Source organism: Halomonas urumqiensis (assembly GCF_003028575.1).
Lineage (GTDB): Bacteria > Pseudomonadota > Gammaproteobacteria > Pseudomonadales > Halomonadaceae > Halomonas > Halomonas urumqiensis.
Map to the genome: position 1 here is coordinate 1 of NZ_PYUD01000003.1, position 19,399 is coordinate 19,399.

A 19,399-nucleotide genomic window follows, 5' to 3' on the forward strand; every position below is an offset into this window, starting at 1 on the left:
GCGAGGAAGGCGTATTCTACGTGATCGGCGTGGCGTGTCAAGCGCCATGTTTCGCCGGGGTGATGACTCACCCAGAAACTGTCGACAGCACCAAAACCCCAGTACTATCAATCACTTTCTTCACTTATCACCGCCTGCAACGTTGCCCGTCGCCGGCAGCGGATGCGTACTTTACGGGTTTGATGGTGACCATGCAATACCCTGCACCAGAAAAATGTAGTCCAGATTACGCACCGTCGCCATGACCTTTTCAGTGTAGCGGGATGTTAGATGACCCACTGGTCGACGAAGCGATGAACGGCGGTGGCCTCCAGTGCCTGCCGATCCTTGCACAGCGTGAAGAGCTTCGTACTCCAGCCGGCTGGAAACCGTGTTGCCAGGTTGCGCTTGAACTTCTCTTCGAGCATGGGAATCCCTTCGGCACGGCGACGGCGATGGCCAATGGGATATTCGACCTCCACCTTGTCGGTGGCGCTACCGTCGGTGAAGTGGACCTGGATGGCATTGGCAATGGAGCGCTTTTCGGGATCGAGGTAGTCGCTTGTATAGTGAGGTTCCTCCACGACCTCCATCTTGCCGCGCAGCTCATCGATGATCGGATTGGCCTCGTGAAAGTCATCCTCGTAGTGCTCTGCGGTGAGGCTGCCAAAGGCCAGTGGAACGGCCGTCATGTATTGCAGGCAGTGATCCCGGTCGGCGGGGTTGGCAAGCGTACCCGACTTGGAAATGATGCGAATCGCCGACTCATGGGTGGTCAGCACGATTCTATCGACATCGGCAAGCCGGTCCTTGACCTGTGAATGCAGCGTGACCGCCGCCTCGCAGGCTGTCTGGGCATGAAACTCCGCGGGAAAGGCAATCTTGAACAGGATATTTTCCATCACGTAGCTGCCGAACTCTCGCTGGAAGGTGAATCGCCGCTCGCTTTCCGGTTTCAACGACTGATCCTTGTTGGTCTTGCTGAACAGCACATCATAGAACCCCCACTGTGGCGCCGAGAGAGCACCGGGAATGCCCATCTCGCCACGCAGCGCAATATAGGCAAGCCGTACTCCCCGCGACGTCGCATCACCGGCGGCCCAGCTCTTGCGCGATCCTGCGTTGGGGGCGTGGCGATAGGTCCGCAGGCTCTGGCCATCGACCCAGGCATGCGAGAGTGCCGAAAGCAATTGCTGGCGATCGGCTCCCATCAGCTTTGCCACCACCGCCGTGGTCGCCACCTTGACCAGCACCACGTGATCGAGGCCAACCCGGTTGAAAGAATTATCAAGCGCGAGCACACCCTGTATCTCGTGGGCCATGACCATGGCCTCGAGCACCTCGCGCATCAGCAGTGGTGGTTCACCGTCGGCGACGCGTTTCTGCGAGAGATGGTCCGCCACTGCCAATATGCCGCCCAGGTTGTCGGAGGGGTGCCCCCACTCGGCGGCAAGCCAGGTGTCGTTGTAGTCGAGCCAGCGCACGATGCAGCCAATATCCCAGGCGGCCTTGACCGGATCCAGCCGGAAGGAAGTGCCCGGTACACGCGCCCCATGAGGCACCACGGTGCCCTCGACGAGAGGACCAAGATGCTTGGTGCATTCCGGAAAACGCAGCGCCAGCAGACCGCACCCCAGGGTGTCCATCAGGCAATGACGCGCGGTGTCCATTGCCTCGTCGCTCTCGATCCGGTAATCGAGCACGTAATCGGCGATCTTCTGCAGTTCGATATCGAAATCCGGGCGAATATTGGTTTCCACTGTGGCGCTCATGCTGTCCTCCCGTTGCAAATCGTTAGCCAACCCCCTTCACTATAGAGAACCTGCTCCCCGTCGGCCGGCTCCCTCAGAAGCTGTCGCCCGGCACGCGAACAACACCTTCCATCAATACCCTTGCACTGCGGCTCATGATTGCCTTGGTGGCGGTCCACTGGCCGTCGACCTTGCTTGCCTCGGCACCGACCCGCAGGGTGCCGGAGGGGTGACCAAACAGCACCGAGCTGCGATCCCCTCCTCCGGCGGCGAGGTTGACCAGGGTGCCGGGTATCGCTGCGGCGGTGCCGATGGCAACGGCAGCGGTACCCATCATCGCGTGGTGCAACTTGCCCATGGAAAGCGCACGCACAAGCAAGTCGACATCACTTGCCTTGATCGACTTGCCGCTGGACGAGACATAGTCCGCAGGCCGAGCGACGAAAGCCACCTTGGGGGTGTGCTGCCGGTTGACCGCTTCGGCCACATCCTGGATCAGCCCCATACGCAGGGCGCCGTGGGCACGAATCGTCTCGAACCTCGCCAGTGCCTCGGCATCGCCATTGATCGCCTCCTGCAGCTCGGTACCGGTATAGCCGAGCTGCTCGGCATCGAGAAAGATGGTCGGAATGCCAGCATTGATCATGGTGGCCTGGAGAAACCCGACACCCGGCACCTCGAGCTCGTCGACCAGGTTCCCGGTGGGAAACATGGCACCTGCGCCATCCGCTGGGTCCATGAATTCCACCGGCACTTCAGCGGCAGGAAACGTCACGCCATCGAGTTCGAAATCCCCCGTTTCCTGGACCTCGCCATTGGTGATTGGTACATGAGAGATAATGGTCTTGCCGATGTTGGCCTGCCAGATGCGCACAGTCGCTACGCCATTGGCGGGTATCCGGCTGGCATCCACCAAGCCGTTGCTGATCGCGAAGGGCCCCACGGCGGCGGAGAGATTGCCGCAGTTGCCGCTCCAGTCGACGAACGGCTTGTCGATTGACACCTGGCCGAACAGGTAATCGACATCGTGGTCAGGACTCTCGCTCTTCGAGAGGATCACGGTCTTGCTGGTGCTGGAGGTCGCGCCACCCATGCCGTCGATCTGCTTCTGGTAGGGGTCGGGGCTGCCGATCACGCGCATCAACAAGCGATCACGTGCCTCGCCGGGCGAGCGAGCCGACTCGGGCAGGTCCTGAAGACGGAAGAACACGCCCTTGCTGGTGCCACCACGCATGTAAGTGGCGGGAATCCTGATCTGGGGAACATGCGTCCGCGAATCGTCGGCCATGGAAGTCGGTTCCTGTGTTGGGAGAAAAATCGACCCGGCAATAGTAGCCGGGTCGAACATGTGGACACGCTGGTCGTCCGGCTCAGCCGGCTGCCTCGACCGTGGACTCGAGAAAGTCCTGGGCAAAGCGCTGCAGCACGCCGCCAGCGGAGTAGATGGATACCTCCTCGGCGGTATCCAGGCGGCAGATCACTGGTACCCGCTCGGTATCACCGTTGCGGCGATGCATGACCAGCGTCAACGCGGCCCGCGGCGAGTACTCGCCTTCCACGTCGAAGGTTTCAGTACCGTCGATGGCCAGTGTGTGGCGAGTCGTGCCCTGCTCGAACTGCAGTGGCATGACCCCCATGCCGATCAGGTTGGTGCGGTGAATCCGCTCGAAGCCCTCGGCGACAATGGCCTCGACACCGGCAAGCGCCACACCCTTGGCCGCCCAGTCACGCGACGAGCCCTGGCCATAGTCGGCACCGGCAATGATGATCAGCGGCTGGCCGCGTTCCATGTAGGTCTCGATGGCTTCCCACATGCGTGTGACCTTGCCTTCCGGCTCGATCCGCGCAAGCGAGCCCTGCTTTACCTCACCGTTGTCGTCACGCACCATTTCGTTGAAAAGCTTGGGATTGGCAAGCGTGGCCCGCTGGGCGGTCAGGTGATCACCGCGGTGGGTGGCGTAGGAATTGAAGTCCTCCTCCGGCAGGCCCATCTTGTCCAGGTACTCCCCCGCGGCACTGTCGAGCATGATGGCGTTGGATGGTGACAGGTGGTCCGTGGTGATATTGTCCGGCAGCACCGCCAGCGGTCGCATTCCCTTCAACGCACGCTCCCCCGCCATGTTGCCTTCCCAGTAGGGCGGGCGGCGAATGTAGGTACTTTGCGCTCGCCATTCATAGAGCGGGTTGACCGTTGCACGCGCGCTCTTGTCGAGGTCGAACATCGGGATGTAGGTGGCACGAAACTGTTCCGGCTTGACGCTCTGCTTGACGATGGCATCGATCTCTTCATCGGAGGGCCAGATGTCCTTCAACGTGACCGGATTGCCATCGGCATCATGGCCCAGCGCATCCTTTTCGATATCGAAGCGGATGGTGCCGGCGATGGCATAGGCCACCACCAGCGGAGGGGATGCCAGGAACGCCTGCTTGGCATAGGGGTGGATGCGACCATCGAAGTTGCGATTGCCGGATAGTACCGCCGTGGCATAGAGGTCACGGTCGACGATCTCCTGCTGGATCGTCGGGTCCAGTGCACCACTCATGCCGTTGCAGGTGGTGCAGGCAAATGCCACCACGCCGAAACCAAGGGACTCCAGCTCACTCAGCAGCTCGGCTTCTTCCAGGTACATCTTGACGGTCTTGGAACCCGGGGCAAGCGAGCTCTTGACCCATGGCTTGCGGGTCAAGCCAAGCTTGTTGGCATTGCGGGCGATCAGGCCAGCCGCCACCATGTTGCGCGGATTGCTGGTGTTGGTGCAGCTGGTAATGGCGGCGATGATCACCGCGCCATCCGGCATCCTGCCCGCCTTCTCCTCTGCCTGTGCCTTGTCGAGATCCACTGCAATGCCGCGCTTGGCGAGCTCGGAGGTGGGCAGATGAGCATGCGGATTGGAGGGACCCGCCAGGGTCCGGGTCACCGAGGAAAGATCGAAGGTCAGTACCCGCTCATACTCGACATCTCGCAGGCTGTCGGCCCATAGCCCGACTTCCCTGGCATAGGTCTCGACCAGCGCCACTTGATCGTCGTCACGCCCTGTCAGCTTGAGATAATCGATGGTCTGATCATCGATATAAAACATCGCCGCGGTGGCACCATATTCCGGGGTCATGTTGGAGATGGTCGCGCGGTCGCCCACAGTCAGCGCGTCGGCGCCCTCGCCATAGAACTCAAGGTACGCCCCCACCACCCGCTCGCGACGCAGGAACTCGGTCAGCGCCAGCACCATGTCGGTACTGGTGATGCCGGGCTGAAGCCTGCCGGTAAGCTCGACACCGACGATGTCGGGCAGGCGCATCATCGAGGCCCGCCCCAGCATCACGCTTTCGGCTTCAAGGCCACCCACGCCCACCGATATCACGCCCAGCGCATCGACCATCGGGGTATGGCTGTCGGTGCCTACGCAGGTATCCGGGAAGGCCACGATCTTGCCCTGCCTATCGGCCTGCTTCTGCACCACCGGCGACATCTTCTCCAGATTGATCTGGTGCATGATGCCGTTGCCGGGCGGGATCACGTCGACATTCTCGAACGCCGTCTTGGTCCAGTCGATGAAGTGGAAGCGATCGTCGTTGCGGCGATCCTCGACGGCACGGTTCTTCTCGAAGGCATCCTTCTCGAAGCCGGCATGCTCGACGGCCAGCGAATGGTCGACGATCAACTGGGTTGGCACCACCGGGTTGACCTTGGCCGGGTCACCGCCCTTCTCGGCGATGGCATCACGCAAGCCGGCCAGGTCGACCAGCGCCGTCTGGCCCAGAATGTCGTGGCATACCACACGGGCGGGATACCAGGGGAAATCCAGGTCGCGCCGGCGTTCGATCAACTGCACGAGCGCATCGCGCAGCTCGGCAGGATCACAACGCCGCACCAACTGTTCGGCCAGCACACGCGAGGTATACGGCAAGCCTGCGTAGGCACCGGGCTTGATCGCCTCAACGGCGGCACGTACATCGAAGTAATCGAACGATGTGCCGGGCAGCGGCTTGCGATAGTCACTGTTCATGTCGGGAATCACGGTCATTCACGCTCCTCGATCGGCACCCAGACGCTGTGCTCGGGGCCGGTATAGTCGGCGCTGGGGCGAATGATGCGGTTGTTGGCACGCTGCTCGAACACATGGGCACACCAGCCTGTCACTCGCGAGCAAACGAAGATCGGTGTGAACAGCTTGGTTGGGATATCCATGAAGTAATAGGCGCTGGCATGGAAGAAGTCCGCGTTGCAGAACAGTTTCTTCTCGCGCCACATCACCGCCTCGACGCGCTCGGAGACCGGGTACAGCACGCTGTCGCCGACATCCTCGGCGAGCTTGCTGGACCAATGCTTGATGATCGCGTTGCGTGGGTCGGACTCGCGATAGATCGCGTGGCCGAAGCCCATGATCTTTTCCTTGCGCTCGAGCATGCCCATGATCTCGCGCTCGGCCTCGTCGGCGGAGGTCCAGTTCTCGATCATCGCCATGGCGGCCTCGTTGGCACCGCCATGCAGCGGGCCGCGCAACGAGCCGATGGCCCCGGTCACGCACGAGTGCATGTCGGAAAGCGTGGAGGCGCACACTCGCGCGGTAAAGGTCGAGGCGTTGAATTCATGCTCGGCATACAGGATCAGCGAGACGTTCATGACTCGGGCATGCAGGTCGCTTGGGGCCTTGTCACGCAGTAGATGCAGGAAGTGGGCTCCAACCGATTCATCGTCGGTCTCGGTCTCGATACGCACGCCATCATGGGAGTAGCGATACCAGTAGCAGATGATCGACGGCAGTATCGCCAGCAGGCGATCGGAGGCATCCTGCTGCTCATCGAAGCTCTCCTCGGTCTCGAGATTACCGAGCATCGAGGCGCCAGTGCGCATGACATCCATCGGATGGGCGCTCGCCGGAATCTGCTCCAGCACGTTCTTGAGTGCCTGGGGCAGACCACGCAGCCCCTTGAGCTTGGTGATGTAGGCATCCAGCTCGGCCTGGTTCGGCAGCTTGCCCTTGAGCAGCAGGTAGGCCACTTCCTCGAAGCGCGCCTTCTCGGCCAGTTCCTTGATATCGAACCCGCGATAGGTTAAGCCAGAACCGCTCTTGCCCACGGTACAAAGTGCGGTTGCCCCTGCGCTCTGGCCGCGCAGGCCAGCTCCACCGATAGGTTTATCAGCCATGTCGTGTCTCCTGGTAAGTCGTGTTGTTATCGTGAGCGCTATGCCGTGTCGCCATCCTTGTCGGCAAACAGGGCATCGAGCTTCTGCTCGAAGGCGTGGTAATCGAGAAAGTCGTAGAGCTCATCGCGTGTCTGCATCAAGTCAACGACGTCCCGCTGGTGGCCCTGGGCGTGGATACTCTGGTAGACCTTCAGGGCAGCGGCGTTCATGGCGCGGAATGCCGACAGCGGGTAGAGCACCATGCGGCAGCCCACCTCGCCAAGCTCCTGCTGGCTGAACAGCGGCGTGGCGCCGAATTCGGTGATATTGGCGAGTATCGGGGCGTCGACACGCTCACAGAAGGCGCGATAGTCATCCAGGGTATGCACCGCTTCGGCGAAGATCGCATCGGCACCGGCCGCGATACAGGCGCGGGCACGCTCGATGGCGGAATCCAGGCCATCCTTCTGGAAGGCATCGGTACGCGCGATCAGGTAGAAGTCGGGATCGATACGCGCATCGGCGGCGGCCTTGACCCGATCGACCATCTCCTGCTGGGAAACGATCGCCTTGTTGGGACGGTGGCCACAGCGCTTCTGCGCCACCTGATCCTCGAGGTGCACGGCGGCCACCCCGGCACGCTGCATCTCCTTGACGGTGCGCGCGATATTGAAGGCGCCCCCCCAGCCGGTATCGATATCCACCAGCAACGGCAAGTCGGTGGCACCGCAGATGCGATGGGCATCCTCGACCACATCGTTCATGGTGGTCATGCCGAGGTCGGGAAGACCGTACGAGGCATTGGCCACGCCACCGCCAGACAGGTAGATCGCCTGGTGACCGACTCGCTTGGCCATCATCGCGGTGTAGGCATTGATGGTGCCAACGATGGGTAGCGGCCGATTGGCCTCTAGTGCGGCGCGAAAACGGGCACCGGGGGTCTGATTGGTCATGCGAGGTCTCCTGGCTGTTCTATATCAATCTGGTCTGTATCAATCTGGAAGCGACTAGCGTGCGGGGAGCCACCTTGATATTGGCGAGTATCAGTGAGTCTCCTGGGTATCCTGTTCGAGCGTGGCGGCATAACGGTCGACGACATTGGATCGTGAAGCACTGACGTGACGCCGCATCAACAGCTCGGCGAGTTCGGCATCGCCCGCCTCGATGGCATCGACGATGCGATGGTGTTCGACGAAGGCACGTTGAGGGCGTGTGCCACTGGCACTGAACTGCGTGCGATAAAGGCGCACAAGGTAATAAAGGTCATCGCACAACATCGTCATCAGCATGCGGTTATGGCTGCCAAGGACAATGCGATAGTGAAAGTCCAGATCGCCCTCGCGCTGGTAGTAGGCTTCGCCACTGCGCAGGTCGGACTGGCTCTCGTGAACCGCCAGCACCTCACGCAGCCCGGCGATCTCCTCGCGAGACATATGTTCGGCCGCCAGGCGTGCGGCCATGCTCTCTAGGGCTTCACGCACATCGAAGAGTTCGAGCAGCTCTTTCATGGATAGTTTGACGACCCTGGCACCGACATGGGGCACACGCTCGATCAGGCGATGAGCCTCCAGGCGCCGCATGGCTTCACGCAGCGGGCCGCGCGAGATCCCGTAGCGCTTCGATAACCCCGGCTCGGTGATCTTGCTGCCCGGCGCCAGCTCGCCACGCACGATGGCGTCCTGGAGTTGCTGAAAGACACGTTCGGCCAGCGTGCGCACCTCAGGGTTCGAGGTTTCGGCCTTGACAGAGGATGTCGCGAGGGGATGTGACTCGGCTGAGCTCATGGCAATTGTCGACAATTAAATGGTGTGTGAACTGTAGCCATTGCCATTCACCGGGTCAACAGACCAGACCTATCTCGGTCCTTAGCCTTTGGTTGTAGACAACTGAGCTCAAAATATCACCAATGTCGACAATGCTGGCTGCCTGCGTTGATGCCGCGTCACCCAAGCGGTCAACGACAAAAAGCGTCGGCGTGCCTAGAATAGTCGCCTGTTCCGGGAAGGCGCATTGATGACAACACCACGCAAGATCACCCCGCTAGCCTATCGGGAGGACCCCCTTGGCTACTTCGCTGCCCTGAGAAGCCGCCCGGGGGCGGTGCTGCTCGACAGTGGCCGGCCGGTGGCGCCCGGGGGGCGCTTCGACATCCTGTCCAGCGACCCTCTCGTGCAACTGGAGGTGGATGAACACGGCCGCATCCTCGGCGACCGAAAGCTCGCTGGACTATCACCCTTCGTGGCACAGCAGGCCTTGCTCGAACGCCTGCCTCATGATGTTCCGGAGAGTGATCTCCCCTTTCTCGGTGGCCTGATCGGCTTCTGGAGCTATGACCTTGGCCGGCGCCTTGAGCCGGTCGGAAGCCGTGCCGTGCCTGCCGTCGATCTGCCGACAAGCCGCGTTGGCCTGTATGACTGGGCGTTGATCCTCGACCACCAGCATCGCCAGGGCTGGCTGGTGGCAAGCGACGAGCGCAAGGCACAGGTAGAGCAGTGGCTTGCGGCGCGCCCACCACCCCTCGACCCCTTCCGGCTCACCACGCCTTTCCAGGCGGAAATGTCGCGTGCGGCCTATCTGCAAAGGTTCGAGGCGGTGCAGCGCTACATCCATTCCGGAGACTGCTACCAGATCAACCTCGCGCAACGCTTCAGCGCAGCGTTCAAGGGTGACCTATGGGCCGCCTACCTGCGCCTGCGTCGGGCAACCCCCACCCCGTTTTCTGGTTTCATGGCCTGGCAGGACAAGGCGATCCTGTCGCTCTCGCCTGAACGCTTCATCGAGTGTCGGAATGGCCAGGTGGAAGCCCGGCCGATCAAGGGCACTCGACCCCGCGGCGCGACAGCCGAGGAGGACCGCCAGCTCGCCGATGCACTGGAAGCCAGCCTCAAGGATCGCGCCGAGAACGTGATGATTGTCGACCTGCTGCGCAACGACCTGGGGCGCGTGTGCGTGCCGGGAAGCGTCAGGGTGCCCAAGCTTTGCGGCCTGGAGAGCTACGCCAACGTGCACCATCTGGTCAGCGTGGTGAAAGGTGAACTTGACCCCGACCGCAGGCCGCTCGACCTGCTGGCCGCCGCCTTTCCCGGCGGCTCCATCACCGGCGCCCCCAAGGTGCGCGCCATGCAGATCATCGACGAGCTCGAGCCCAGCCAGCGAAGCGTCTACTGCGGGAGTCTCGGCTATGTAGACGTACGTGGGCACATGGACACCTCGATCGCCATTCGCACCGCCGTGGCCGATGATGGTCACCTCCATCTGTGGGGGGGAGGCGGGCTGGTCGCCGATTCGCGAGGGGAAGATGAGTACTGCGAAACACTCGACAAGATTCGCCACCTGATGGCCGCCTTGAGTGAGTAGGCAGCACCTTGGTAATTAAAAAATAATTTTTTAGTCCACTAAGAAATAAATATCCAATGAATCGGTATTGGGGGAGACACTAACGGCTCTGGTAGGGTGACGATCAAGCACGACTCACCCCCTGGAGGGCTCATGGAAACACAACTCGACATCGTCAACCGAGACCTCGGCAACGACCCCGATGCACTGATACGCTGGGCCCTGAAACAGGGTAATCGACCCATCTGCACCACCAACTTTCGGCCTTTCGAGGCGGTCATCCTGCACATGGTGACTCGTCATCGCCCCGATATCCCGGTGGTCTGGATGGACAGTGGCTACAACACCGAGGCCACCTATCGCTTCGCCGACGAGTTGGCCAGGCGCCTCGATCTCAACCTGATCACCTACTTGCCGAAGCGCTCACGCGCCCATCGCGAAGCGCTCGAAGGCCCCTTCCCAGGCATCGACGACGCCCGCCATGGCGACTTCACCCAGGAGGTGAAGATCGAGCCTTTCGAGCGTGCGCTGCGCGAGATGGCGCCAGACGTCTGGTTCACCGCGCTGCGCGCCGAGGATACGCCGGAGCGTGCTCGCATGGCGCCTCTCAGTCGCAATGGTGATGGCCTGCTCAAGGTCGCTCCGCTGTTGCAGTGGAGCGCGCGGGACATGTACCAGTATCTCGAAGCCCACGATCTGCCCAACAACTTCGACTACTTCGACCCCACCAAGGTGGAAGAAAAACGCGAGTGCGGGCTTCATCTGCAGCACTGAGCCAAGTCGCCAAGGCGGCGATTCATCAAGGCTCCACCAGAAACGAGACGGCCGCCAGGATCACCCTGGAGGCCGTCTCTTGTATTGGCTCGTGTCAAAAAGCGGGCGAGTCTCAGCGCACCGGCAAATCGATGGAATCGAACAGCCCGGTGTCATGACGAGGCCCGGCGGCAAGGGCCGCATCCACTAGGTCGCGCTCCAAATGGCCTGCGAAGCCCTTGAGAAAGTCATACATGTAGCCGCGCATGAAGGTGCCACGCCGAATGCCTATCTTGGTGGTGGAGCTTTCAAACAGATGCCCCGCATCCAGCGCCACCAGGTCGCTGTCAATTTCAGGATCCACCGCCATGTGCGCAACGATACCCACGCCCATGCCCAATCGAACATAGGTCTTGATCACGTCGGCATCCGCAGCGGTCAGCACCACATTGGGCGAGAGCCCCTTGGCGCGAAAGGCATCATCGAGCTGCGAGCGCCCCGTGAACCCGAACACATAGGTGACCAGAGGATGGCCAGCCAGGGCCTCCAGGGTCAGCGGCTGATCAACCAGGGGATGTCCCTTGGGCACCATCACGCAACGGTTCCAGCGATAGCATGGCAAGAGCACCAGGTCGTTGAACAACTCCAGCGATTCAGTGGCGATGGCAAAATCCGCCTGGCCGTCGCTGACCATCTGAGCGATCTGCTTGGGCGTACCCTGCTGCATGTGCAATGCCACGTCAGGGTACTTGCGCGTGAATTCGCGAATCACTGGCGGCAAGGCATAGCGCGCCTGGGTATGGGTGGTGGCGATGGAAAGACTGCCGCGGCGTTCGTCACTGAATTCCTGGGCGACTTCCTTGATATTCTCGGTGAGGCGCAACACCTTGCCAGCCAATTCGACGACAGCCTGTCCAGCGGGTGTCACTCGCGTGAGATGCTTGCCGCTGCGGGCGAAAATCTCGACCCCAAGCTCGTCCTCGAGCAAGCGGATCTGCTTGGAAATACCCGGCTGCGAGGTAAACAGGCTCTGGGCAGTGGCCGAGACATTCAGGTTGTGTCGCGTGACTTCCCAGACGTAGCGCAGCTGTTGAAGTTTCATGGTGGTATCGGCTCCCAGGATCGCTCGTCACAAAAGCGCATAAAGGCTGAAAAATTAATCACTTTATAGCATATCAATCAGCACAATGCGTCAGGTGATGATCCACCCAACAGCCACCCGCCAAGCTTTCGCATTTGCCAGCGCCATGGTCGACCGCTAACATCAGCCGGCCAGGCATACCTCTGGTGTGCCCCGAATACGCTCGATGTAGCGCAACGCAACTGGAGAATCCCATGGCCAACAATGTCGATGTCACCAACGCCAACTTCGAGCAGGAAGTCCTCAAGGCCGAGACACCGGTTCTGCTGAAGTTCTGGGCACCCTGGTGCGGTCCTTGCAAGGTGATGGCACCGGTGGTCGACGAGGTCGCCGAAGAGCGCAACGGCAGCCTCAAGGTCGTCAGCATCAACGTGGACGATGCCCCCGAAATTGCCGCCGAACAAGGCGTGCGAGGCGTGCCCACCGTCATGCTGTTCAAGTCTGGCGCCAAGGTGGCCTCGCTGGTCGGTGCTCAGTCCAAGTCGCAACTCTCGCAGTTCATCGATCAGAACGCCTGATCCCAGACGAGCGTCGCCCCCCATCGCCCCGGCCTCGGCCGGGGCGATGTCGTTCAGGGGCCGCCCTCTTTGTCCACCTGACGATTGCGCACCGACTCATTGCGTACCGATGGAGGCTGGTCAGCCCCCTCCAGCGAGCCTCCCGCACCCGGCCCCAGCAAGCGGGCGATCCAGCGGGTCTCGGGATGACTGTCCAGGGCAATCTTCAGCGTCATGGTCAACACCACCGACAGCAACATGCCCGCCGCACCGAAAATCCACCCCCACACCACCAGTGACAGGAAGGCAATGAAGGTCGACAGTCCCAGCGCGCGGCCCATGACGCGCGGCTCGACGATATTGCCGAGCACGAAATTGATGCCCAGATAGGCCGCCGCGAGCAGCACGGCATCGAACAGGCCACCTTCCGGTGACACCAGCAGCAGCATCACCGGGGGAACAGCAGCGATGGCGGAGCCGATGTTGGGAATGAAATTCAACGCGAAGGCCATCACCGCCCACAACAGCGGAAATTCCACCCCCACCAGTTGGCAAGCTACCCACACCAGGGCACCGGTCACCAGGCTGATCATCGTCTTGACCGCCAGATAGCGCTTGAGGGTGCGGCTGAACTCGTTGAAGCGTTGCAGGCTGGGCGCGGGATTGACCAGCGCACGGGAGAGCTTGTGGCGAAAGTTCATGGCTTCGAACAGCATGAACATCACCAGCAGCGCCACGATGACACTCTGCATCAACAGGTTGCCGACTTCACCGAGAAACGCCGGCACGAAGCCTCCCACCTGCTCCATGTCCATCAGGCTCGCCAGGCGATCCGGATCGATGGCAAGCCCCAGGTTCGCGAGCCCCGCCAGCAGGTCGAAGTAGTATTCGTAGAGTTTTTCCTCGATGCCCGGCAGCGCATCGACGAAGGTGCCGAAGCTGTTGACCAGCAGCAGACCCAACAGGGAAATCAGTCCACCCAGGACTACCAGGGTCAGCCACACCGCAAGCCGCAGGCTGAGTCCCAGGCGATTGAGCCACTGGATCGGCGCCGTGCAGACCACGGCAATGAATATCGCCAGCAACAGCGGCACCAGCAGGCTGGAGCCCGCCTTCATGCCAAACACGATGACCACCAGCGCCGCCAGCGCCAGCGTCAGGTTCAACGGGATGATACGCGGGGTATCATCGTTATAAAGCGGCATCCGATAGCTTCCTTGTGTCAGAACAGGGTCATCATGCCCCTTGGCAGCGCCTGCAACAATGTGTCGGGCCAATACCCACCGCGGAACCTTTACCCGAACCCTCGCTCGAAGTGGCGCCGGGCAATGCTCGCCCACCACTCACCGCGCATCTTTCAATGCAAGGAGGCATGCCATGTCATTCGCCATTCCATTTCGCCAGTTGGGGCTGGTGGCACTGCTCGCAGGCGCTACGCTTGCCACCACTTCGCTCCAGGCGGACACCCCCGCTACGCCGCGACTCGATGTCGCCGCCGAGGCGCAAATCGATGTCGTGCCGGATCGCGCCACGCTAACCGCGCGGCTATGGGAACGCACCGCCGCCATTTCCCAGCAGGAGGACGTCAGCGCCGACCCCGATGCCCTGCGCGAGGCCCGCGAGCGCCTCGAATCGCGCTCGGCCGAGCTGATCCAGACCATGGAAGCCGCGGGGCTCGAGAGCGAGGCGATCAACGCCGGATCACTGAGCGTTCAGCCCGAGTTCGTGGCGTCGCCACGGCGCAGCGATGAAGAGCAGGAAACCCTGGTGCGCACTCGCCTGGAGCGGCCATTCGAGGTCAAGGTCGACGACCTGGAGCGTCTGCCCGTGCTGCTGGATGCCCTCACCGAAGCAGGCGTCAACTCCCTGGATGGGGTGACCTACGACCTGGCCGACCGCGACGCCGCCACCGACGAGGCGTTGGTCAAGGCATTGGAAAAGGCCCGCCACAAAGCGGACTTGATGGCCGAGACGCTGGGCGTGACGCTGGGCGACGTGATGTCGGTCAGCGAGACCCGCTCGCCGGTGTTCGCCCCGCGCATGATGGCGATGAGCGCCGATGCCCGGGAAAGCGCCCCGCAGGCGGAGTATCGCCCCGGCACCATCGCCATCGAAGCGGGCGTGAGTGTCAGCTGGGAAATCGAGCGGTAAGCCCGATCAGGCGTTGATGGCTGCGACCCCGCCCATGTAGGGTCGCAGCACCTCGGGGATGCTGATAGACCCGTCGGCGTTCTGGTGGTTTTCCATCACCGCAATCAGGCAACGGCCAACCGCCAGGCCCGACCCATTCAAGGTATGCAGCAATTGCGGCTTCTTGTGCTCGGGGTGACGGAAGCGCGCCTGCATGCGGCGGGCCTGGAAATCCTCGCAGTTGGAGACCGAGGAGATCTCACGGTAGGTCGCTTGGCTTGGCAGCCACACTTCCAGGTCGTAGGTCTTGGCGGCGCCAGCGCCCATGTCGCCGGTACACAGGGTGACCACCCGGTAAGGCAGCTCGAGTGCCTGGAGGATCGCCTCGGCATGGCCGCGCATCTCCTCAAGTGCGGCGTAGCTGTGCTCCGGTTCGACCATCTGCACCATCTCGACCTTGTCGAACTGATGCTGGCGAATCATGCCGCGAGTATCGCGCCCGTAGGAACCGGCCTCGCTGCGAAAACACGGGGTGTGCGCGGTGAGTTTCACCGGCAACGCCTTGTGCTCGAGGATCTCGTCACGGGCGAAGTTGGTCAGCGGCACCTCGGCGGTGGGGATCAGGTGATAACCGCGCTCATCATCGAGACGGAACAGATCCTCGCCGAACTTGGGCAACTGCCCCGTCCCGTACAGTGAGGCCTCGTTGACCATGTAGGGCACATAGCACTCTTCGTAGCCGTGCTCCTGAGTCTGCTTGTCGAGCATGAACTGGGTCAGCGCACGATGCAGCCGGGCAATCGGCCCGCGCATCACCGCGAAGCGCGCCCCAGTCAGCTTGGTCGCCAGGTCGAAATCGAGATCGCCCTTCAGTGCTCCCAGGTCGACATGGTCGCGCACGTCGAAATCGACGCTGGCCGGTGTACCCCAGCGGTGCAGCTCGACGTTGTCCTCCTCGCTGTTGCCCTCCGGCACGCTCTCGTGGGGCAGGTTCGGCAGGCCGCTGGCCAGTTCGTCCCACTCGGCCTGCACCTCGGCCAGCCGGGCCTTGGCGGCGTCCAGGCGGTCGCCCAGATCGCTCACCTCATCGAGCAGTGGCTGGATATCCTCGCCCGCCGCCTTGGCCTTGCCGATCGCCTTGGATCGAGTGTTGCGCTCGTTCTGCAGGGACTCGGTCTCGGCCTGCAACTCACGACGCCGCGACTCCAGCGCCTCGAGCCGTGAGGTATCCAGGGCGAAGCCCCGCTTGGCCAGTCGTTGGGCAACCATCGCGAGGTCGCTGCGCAGCAGTTTGGGATCAAGCATGGCATCCAGTCCGTTGCAGTCGGTGAAAGCGGAAAATTCAGGCCGCCCATTGTAGGCAAAAGGCCGCACAGGCGCCATGCGGCGGCAGCCACGGGATGCGCGGCAAGGCCCAGACGCGGTAAAGTAGACCATCCCTTCTTCCCCGCCCGGCCAAGCCGCGGCGGCGCCACGAATGACATCGACACCATGATCGCACGACTGGACACCGCTGACGCACACCTTCCGGGCCTCGAGACCCACTACCGGCGTTTCCTGAAGGCGCTCGACGCCTCGGGCTTCACCGGCGACATCGCCGCCGACTACGCCGACCGCACGGTGCTCGCCACCGACAACTCCATCTACCAGCGCCTGCCCCAGGCGGTGCTCTACCCGCGCGATGCCGCTGACCTCCAGCGCATCGCCCACCTGGCCGGTTGCATCGAACACCGCAAGGTCGTGTTGACCCCGCGCGGTGGCGGCACCGGCACCAACGGCCAGTCGCTGACCGACGGCCTGTTGGTGGACGTCTCGCGGTACATGAACCGCATCCTCGAGATCGACGTGGAGAAGCGCCAGGTGCGGGTACAGGCGGGCGTGGTCAAGGATCAGTTGAATGCTGCCCTGAAGCCCCACGGGCTGTTCTTCGCCCCCGACCTCTCGACCTCCAACCGCGCCACCATCGGCGGCATGATCTCGACCGATGCCAGCGGCCAGGGCAGCTGCGAATACGGCAAGACCCGCGACCATGTGCTGGAACTCGATACCCTGCTGTTGGGCGGCGAGCGACTGGTGTCACATCCACTGGACGAGGCCGAACTGGCGGCGCAGTGCCAGCGCCAGGACCCGGTAGGCGGCATTCACCGCACCGCTCGCGAGATCATCGACACCCAGCGCGAACTGATCGACGCCACCTTTCCGCCGCTCAACCGCTGCCTGACCGGTTATGACCTGGCGCACCTGAGGGACGCGCAAGGCCGTCTCGACCTCAACAGCCTGCTGTGCGGCTCCGAGGGCTCGCTTGGCCTGCTCAACGAGGCGGTACTCAATGTGCTGCCCATCCCCAGGCACTCGACACTGGTCAATGTGCGTTACGCCGGTTTCATGGACGCCCTGCGCGACGCCAAGGCGCTGATGGCAAGCCAATCGTCTCCCACCTCCATCGAGACGGTAGACGACACTGTGCTGGGCCTGGCCCGTGAGGATTTCGTGTGGGACAGCGTGGCGGAATTCTTTCCGGAAGCCGACACGCCTGTCCACGGCATCAACCTCATCGAGTTCAACGACGACGACCCCGAGCGGCTGGCCGCGCGAGTCGACGCCTTCTGCCGCCATCTCGAGCAAGACGCAAGCGCCCCACGCCTGGGATACACCCTGGCCGAGGGGCGTGATGCCATCAAGCGAGTCTACGGTATGCGCAAACGCGCGGTGGGCCTGCTCGGCAATGCCCGGGTCGATGAAAAGGGTGAGAAGCGACCGATCCCCTTCGTCGAGGACACCGCCGTGCCGCCCGAACGGCTGGCGGACTTTATCGCCGAGTTCCGCGCCGCCCTGGATGCACGAGGCCTTGCCTACGGCATGTTCGGTCATGTCGACGCCGGTGTGCTGCACGTGCGCCCGGCCATCGACATGAAGGACCCCGAGCAGGAACGACTGATTCGCGAGGTCTCCGATGAAGTGGCCGCACTGACCAAGAAGTTCGGCGGCCTGCTGTGGGGCGAGCACGGCAAGGGCGTGCGCTCGGAGTATGCCCCGCAGTTCTTCGGCGAGCTGTACCCCAGCCTGCAACGGGTCAAGGCAGCGTTCGACCCCCACAACCAGTTGAATCCCGGCAAGATCGCGACGCCTCTCCTTAACCAGCCCGAAGCCGCTGGTACTGACTCTAACCCGCCCGATGCCGCGGTAAGAGCGCCCGCTGACGCTGAAAAACTGGAGGCGGTGAAGCTCGTCGATCCGGGTCTGCTGGCCATCGATGGTGTGCCGACACGCGGCCAGTTCGACCGCCAGATCGACGAACGCGTCTGGCAATCCCATGCGGCCACCGTCTACTGCAATGGCAACGGTGCCTGCTACAACTACGACCCCGATGACGCCATGTGCCCGTCGTGGAAGGCGACCCGCGACCGTGTGCACTCCCCCAAGGGGCGGGCCAGCCTGATTCGCGAATGGTTGCGCTGGCAGGGCGAGGCCGGTATCGACCTGGTCGAGGAATCGAGAAAGAAAAAGGCCGAAGGCGCCTGGGGATTTATCAAAAGCTTCCCGGCACGCACCCTCAACACCCTGCGGCGCGGCAAGCAGGACGACTTCTCCCACGAGGTATATGACGCCATGGCGGGGTGCCTGGCCTGCAAATCCTGCGCCGGCCAGTGCCCGGTGAAGGTCAACGTGCCCGACTCCCGCTCACGGTTTCTGGAGGTCTACCATGGCCGCTACCTGCGCCCGGTCCGCGACTACCTGATCGGCGGTATGGAGTTCTTCGTGCCGACCCTTGCGCGCATCGCCCCGCTCTACAACGCGGCCCTTGGCAACCGCCTGGTGGATCGCTTGCTGGCCGGCCCCATCGGCATGGTCGACAGCCCGCGGCTATCCCGCGCCAACCTCGAAAAGCAGCTTGCTGCATGGGGAGTTGCCGAGGCCACCCCGACCTCGCTTGGCCTACTCACCGAGGCCCAGAAGGCGCGCAGCGTGGTGCTGTTGCAGGACGCCTTCACCAGCTACTTCGAAGCCAAGCTGGTGATGGATATCGTCGAGTTGCTTTCGCGCCTCGATGTGCGGGTGTTCGTGGCGCCCTACTCGCCCAACGGCAAGCCACTCAACGTGCAGGGCTTCCTGGGCGCCTTCGCGCGCACCGCCGAGAAGCAGGCCAGACGGCTTCGCACACTCGCCGAGTTCGGCGTGCCCCTGGTGGGCATCGACCCGGCCATGACCCTGACCTATCGCCAGGAATACCCGAGTGCGCTGGGAAAGGATGCCGTGCCCGAGGTGCTGATGCTGCAGGAGTGGCTGGTCACCCGGACACCAAGCCCGGCAAGCCGCCTGGCGCCGGAAGATGCGAACGAGGCGCCGCGCTACCGGCTGCTCTCGCACTGCACCGAGGCCACCAATGCCCCGGGTAGCCCCAAGGCCTGGCAGCAGGTATTCGCCGCCTTCGGCCTGACACTGGAGCTGGTGCCCACCGGCTGTTGCGGCATGTCCGGCACCTATGGCCACGAAAGCCGAAACCTGGCGACCTCGAAAACCATCTACGCCCAGTCATGGCAACCGGTGGTGGAAAACGACGCCAATACCGGCACACTGCTCGCCACCGGCTACTCCTGCCGGAGTCAGGTCAAGCGCCTCTCGGATCAGGCCTTGCCACACCCGCTGCAGGCCCTGCTCACCGAGCTCAAGCGCCGCGGTTGAGCGA

15 protein-coding genes are annotated in these 19,399 nt (G+C 62.6%); 6 read left to right on the forward strand and 9 right to left on the reverse strand.

What is annotated here, in order from left to right:
- Positions 1 to 245 (forward strand): hypothetical protein (locus tag C6V82_RS18170; protein WP_219908165.1); only part of this gene is annotated, 245 nt, incomplete at its 5' end.
- Positions 246 to 266: 21 nt separating this feature from the next.
- On the opposite strand, the gene C6V82_RS09865 is transcribed toward C6V82_RS18170, so the two are convergent.
- The 6 genes from C6V82_RS09865 to C6V82_RS09890 form a co-directional block, all read right to left on the reverse strand.
- On the reverse strand, positions 267 to 1,751 hold the full coding sequence (locus C6V82_RS09865; RefSeq protein WP_102588358.1) for a bifunctional 2-methylcitrate dehydratase/aconitate hydratase: 1,485 nt from the start codon (positions 1,749 to 1,751) through the stop codon (positions 267 to 269).
- Positions 1,752 to 1,824: 73 nt separating this feature from the next.
- Positions 1,825 to 3,018, reverse strand: coding sequence for a 2-methylaconitate cis-trans isomerase PrpF (prpF, locus tag C6V82_RS09870; protein WP_102588357.1), 1,194 nt, complete (start codon positions 3,016 to 3,018; stop codon positions 1,825 to 1,827).
- A gap of 82 nt (positions 3,019 to 3,100) precedes the next feature.
- Positions 3,101 to 5,734 carry a Fe/S-dependent 2-methylisocitrate dehydratase AcnD gene (gene acnD, locus C6V82_RS09875; protein ID WP_102588377.1) on the reverse strand — a complete coding sequence of 878 codons (2,634 nt, stop codon included), beginning with the start codon at positions 5,732 to 5,734 and terminating at the stop codon, positions 3,101 to 3,103.
- A gap of 14 nt (positions 5,735 to 5,748) precedes the next feature.
- Positions 5,749 to 6,876 carry a bifunctional 2-methylcitrate synthase/citrate synthase gene (prpC, locus tag C6V82_RS09880; protein WP_102588356.1) on the reverse strand — a complete coding sequence of 376 codons (1,128 nt, stop codon included), beginning with the start codon at positions 6,874 to 6,876 and terminating at the stop codon, positions 5,749 to 5,751.
- 38 nt (positions 6,877 to 6,914) lie between these two features.
- A complete protein-coding gene (prpB, locus tag C6V82_RS09885) occupies positions 6,915 to 7,808 on the reverse strand; it encodes a methylisocitrate lyase (protein ID WP_102588355.1) in 894 nt (297 codons plus the stop codon).
- A 90-nt stretch (positions 7,809 to 7,898) separates the two neighbouring features.
- Positions 7,899 to 8,639 carry a GntR family transcriptional regulator gene (locus tag C6V82_RS09890; RefSeq protein WP_102588354.1) on the reverse strand — a complete coding sequence of 247 codons (741 nt, stop codon included), beginning with the start codon at positions 8,637 to 8,639 and terminating at the stop codon, positions 7,899 to 7,901.
- 229 nt (positions 8,640 to 8,868) lie between these two features.
- Between C6V82_RS09890 and pabB the strand changes: the two genes are divergently transcribed.
- Both pabB and C6V82_RS09900 read left to right on the forward strand, forming a co-directional pair.
- Positions 8,869 to 10,212, forward strand: coding sequence for an aminodeoxychorismate synthase component I (gene pabB, locus C6V82_RS09895; protein ID WP_102588353.1), 1,344 nt, complete (start codon positions 8,869 to 8,871; stop codon positions 10,210 to 10,212).
- A 132-nt stretch (positions 10,213 to 10,344) separates the two neighbouring features.
- Positions 10,345 to 10,965, forward strand: a complete 621-nt coding sequence (locus C6V82_RS09900) for a phosphoadenosine phosphosulfate reductase domain-containing protein (RefSeq protein ID WP_102588352.1) — start codon at positions 10,345 to 10,347, stop codon at positions 10,963 to 10,965.
- A gap of 112 nt (positions 10,966 to 11,077) precedes the next feature.
- On the opposite strand, the gene cysB is transcribed toward C6V82_RS09900, so the two are convergent.
- Positions 11,078 to 12,046, reverse strand: a complete 969-nt coding sequence (cysB, locus tag C6V82_RS09905) for an HTH-type transcriptional regulator CysB (protein WP_102588351.1) — start codon at positions 12,044 to 12,046, stop codon at positions 11,078 to 11,080.
- A 233-nt stretch (positions 12,047 to 12,279) separates the two neighbouring features.
- Here cysB and trxA point away from each other — a divergent pair, with 233 nt between their 5' ends.
- Entirely contained in the window at positions 12,280 to 12,603 is a 324-nt protein-coding gene (gene trxA / locus C6V82_RS09910; RefSeq protein WP_102588350.1) for a thioredoxin, read from the forward strand.
- A 53-nt stretch (positions 12,604 to 12,656) separates the two neighbouring features.
- On the opposite strand, the gene C6V82_RS09915 is transcribed toward trxA, so the two are convergent.
- A complete protein-coding gene (locus C6V82_RS09915) occupies positions 12,657 to 13,787 on the reverse strand; it encodes an AI-2E family transporter (RefSeq protein ID WP_102588349.1) in 1,131 nt (376 codons plus the stop codon).
- Positions 13,788 to 13,959: 172 nt separating this feature from the next.
- Here C6V82_RS09915 and C6V82_RS09920 point away from each other — a divergent pair, with 172 nt between their 5' ends.
- A complete protein-coding gene (locus tag C6V82_RS09920; RefSeq protein ID WP_102588348.1) occupies positions 13,960 to 14,733 on the forward strand; it encodes an SIMPL domain-containing protein in 774 nt (257 codons plus the stop codon).
- A gap of 6 nt (positions 14,734 to 14,739) precedes the next feature.
- Here the strand turns inward: C6V82_RS09920 and serS are convergent, their stop codons facing one another.
- Complete coding sequence (serS, locus tag C6V82_RS09925; protein WP_102588376.1) at positions 14,740 to 16,017, reverse strand: serine--tRNA ligase; 1,278 nt, start codon at positions 16,015 to 16,017, stop codon at positions 14,740 to 14,742.
- A 186-nt stretch (positions 16,018 to 16,203) separates the two neighbouring features.
- On the opposite strand from serS, the gene C6V82_RS09930 reads away from it, so the two are divergent.
- Positions 16,204 to 19,395: an FAD-binding and (Fe-S)-binding domain-containing protein gene (locus C6V82_RS09930; protein ID WP_102588347.1), complete on the forward strand. Its 3,192-nt coding sequence runs from the start codon at positions 16,204 to 16,206 to the stop codon at positions 19,393 to 19,395.
- Positions 19,396 to 19,399 lie beyond the last annotated feature (4 nt).

What these genes read in the sequence shown, in the direction of transcription:
- C6V82_RS09865 (WP_102588358.1), bottom strand. Translation starts at nt 1,751, where the DNA reads ATGAGCGCCACAGTGGAAACCAATATTCGCCCGGATTTCGATATCGAA.
- prpF (WP_102588357.1), bottom strand. Translation starts at nt 3,018, where the DNA reads ATGGCCGACGATTCGCGGACGCATGTTCCCCAGATCAGGATTCCCGCC.
- acnD (WP_102588377.1), bottom strand. Translation starts at nt 5,734, where the DNA reads ATGAACAGTGACTATCGCAAGCCGCTGCCCGGCACATCGTTCGATTAC.
- prpC (WP_102588356.1), bottom strand. Translation starts at nt 6,876, where the DNA reads ATGGCTGATAAACCTATCGGTGGAGCTGGCCTGCGCGGCCAGAGCGCA.
- prpB (WP_102588355.1), bottom strand. Translation starts at nt 7,808, where the DNA reads ATGACCAATCAGACCCCCGGTGCCCGTTTTCGCGCCGCACTAGAGGCC.
- C6V82_RS09890 (WP_102588354.1), bottom strand. Translation starts at nt 8,639, where the DNA reads ATGAGCTCAGCCGAGTCACATCCCCTCGCGACATCCTCTGTCAAGGCC.
- pabB (WP_102588353.1), top strand. Translation starts at nt 8,869, where the DNA reads ATGACAACACCACGCAAGATCACCCCGCTAGCCTATCGGGAGGACCCC.
- C6V82_RS09900 (WP_102588352.1), top strand. Translation starts at nt 10,345, where the DNA reads ATGGAAACACAACTCGACATCGTCAACCGAGACCTCGGCAACGACCCC.
- cysB (WP_102588351.1), bottom strand. Translation starts at nt 12,046, where the DNA reads ATGAAACTTCAACAGCTGCGCTACGTCTGGGAAGTCACGCGACACAAC.
- trxA (WP_102588350.1), top strand. Translation starts at nt 12,280, where the DNA reads ATGGCCAACAATGTCGATGTCACCAACGCCAACTTCGAGCAGGAAGTC.
- C6V82_RS09915 (WP_102588349.1), bottom strand. Translation starts at nt 13,787, where the DNA reads ATGCCGCTTTATAACGATGATACCCCGCGTATCATCCCGTTGAACCTG.
- C6V82_RS09920 (WP_102588348.1), top strand. Translation starts at nt 13,960, where the DNA reads ATGTCATTCGCCATTCCATTTCGCCAGTTGGGGCTGGTGGCACTGCTC.
- serS (WP_102588376.1), bottom strand. Translation starts at nt 16,017, where the DNA reads ATGCTTGATCCCAAACTGCTGCGCAGCGACCTCGCGATGGTTGCCCAA.
- C6V82_RS09930 (WP_102588347.1), top strand. Translation starts at nt 16,204, where the DNA reads ATGATCGCACGACTGGACACCGCTGACGCACACCTTCCGGGCCTCGAG.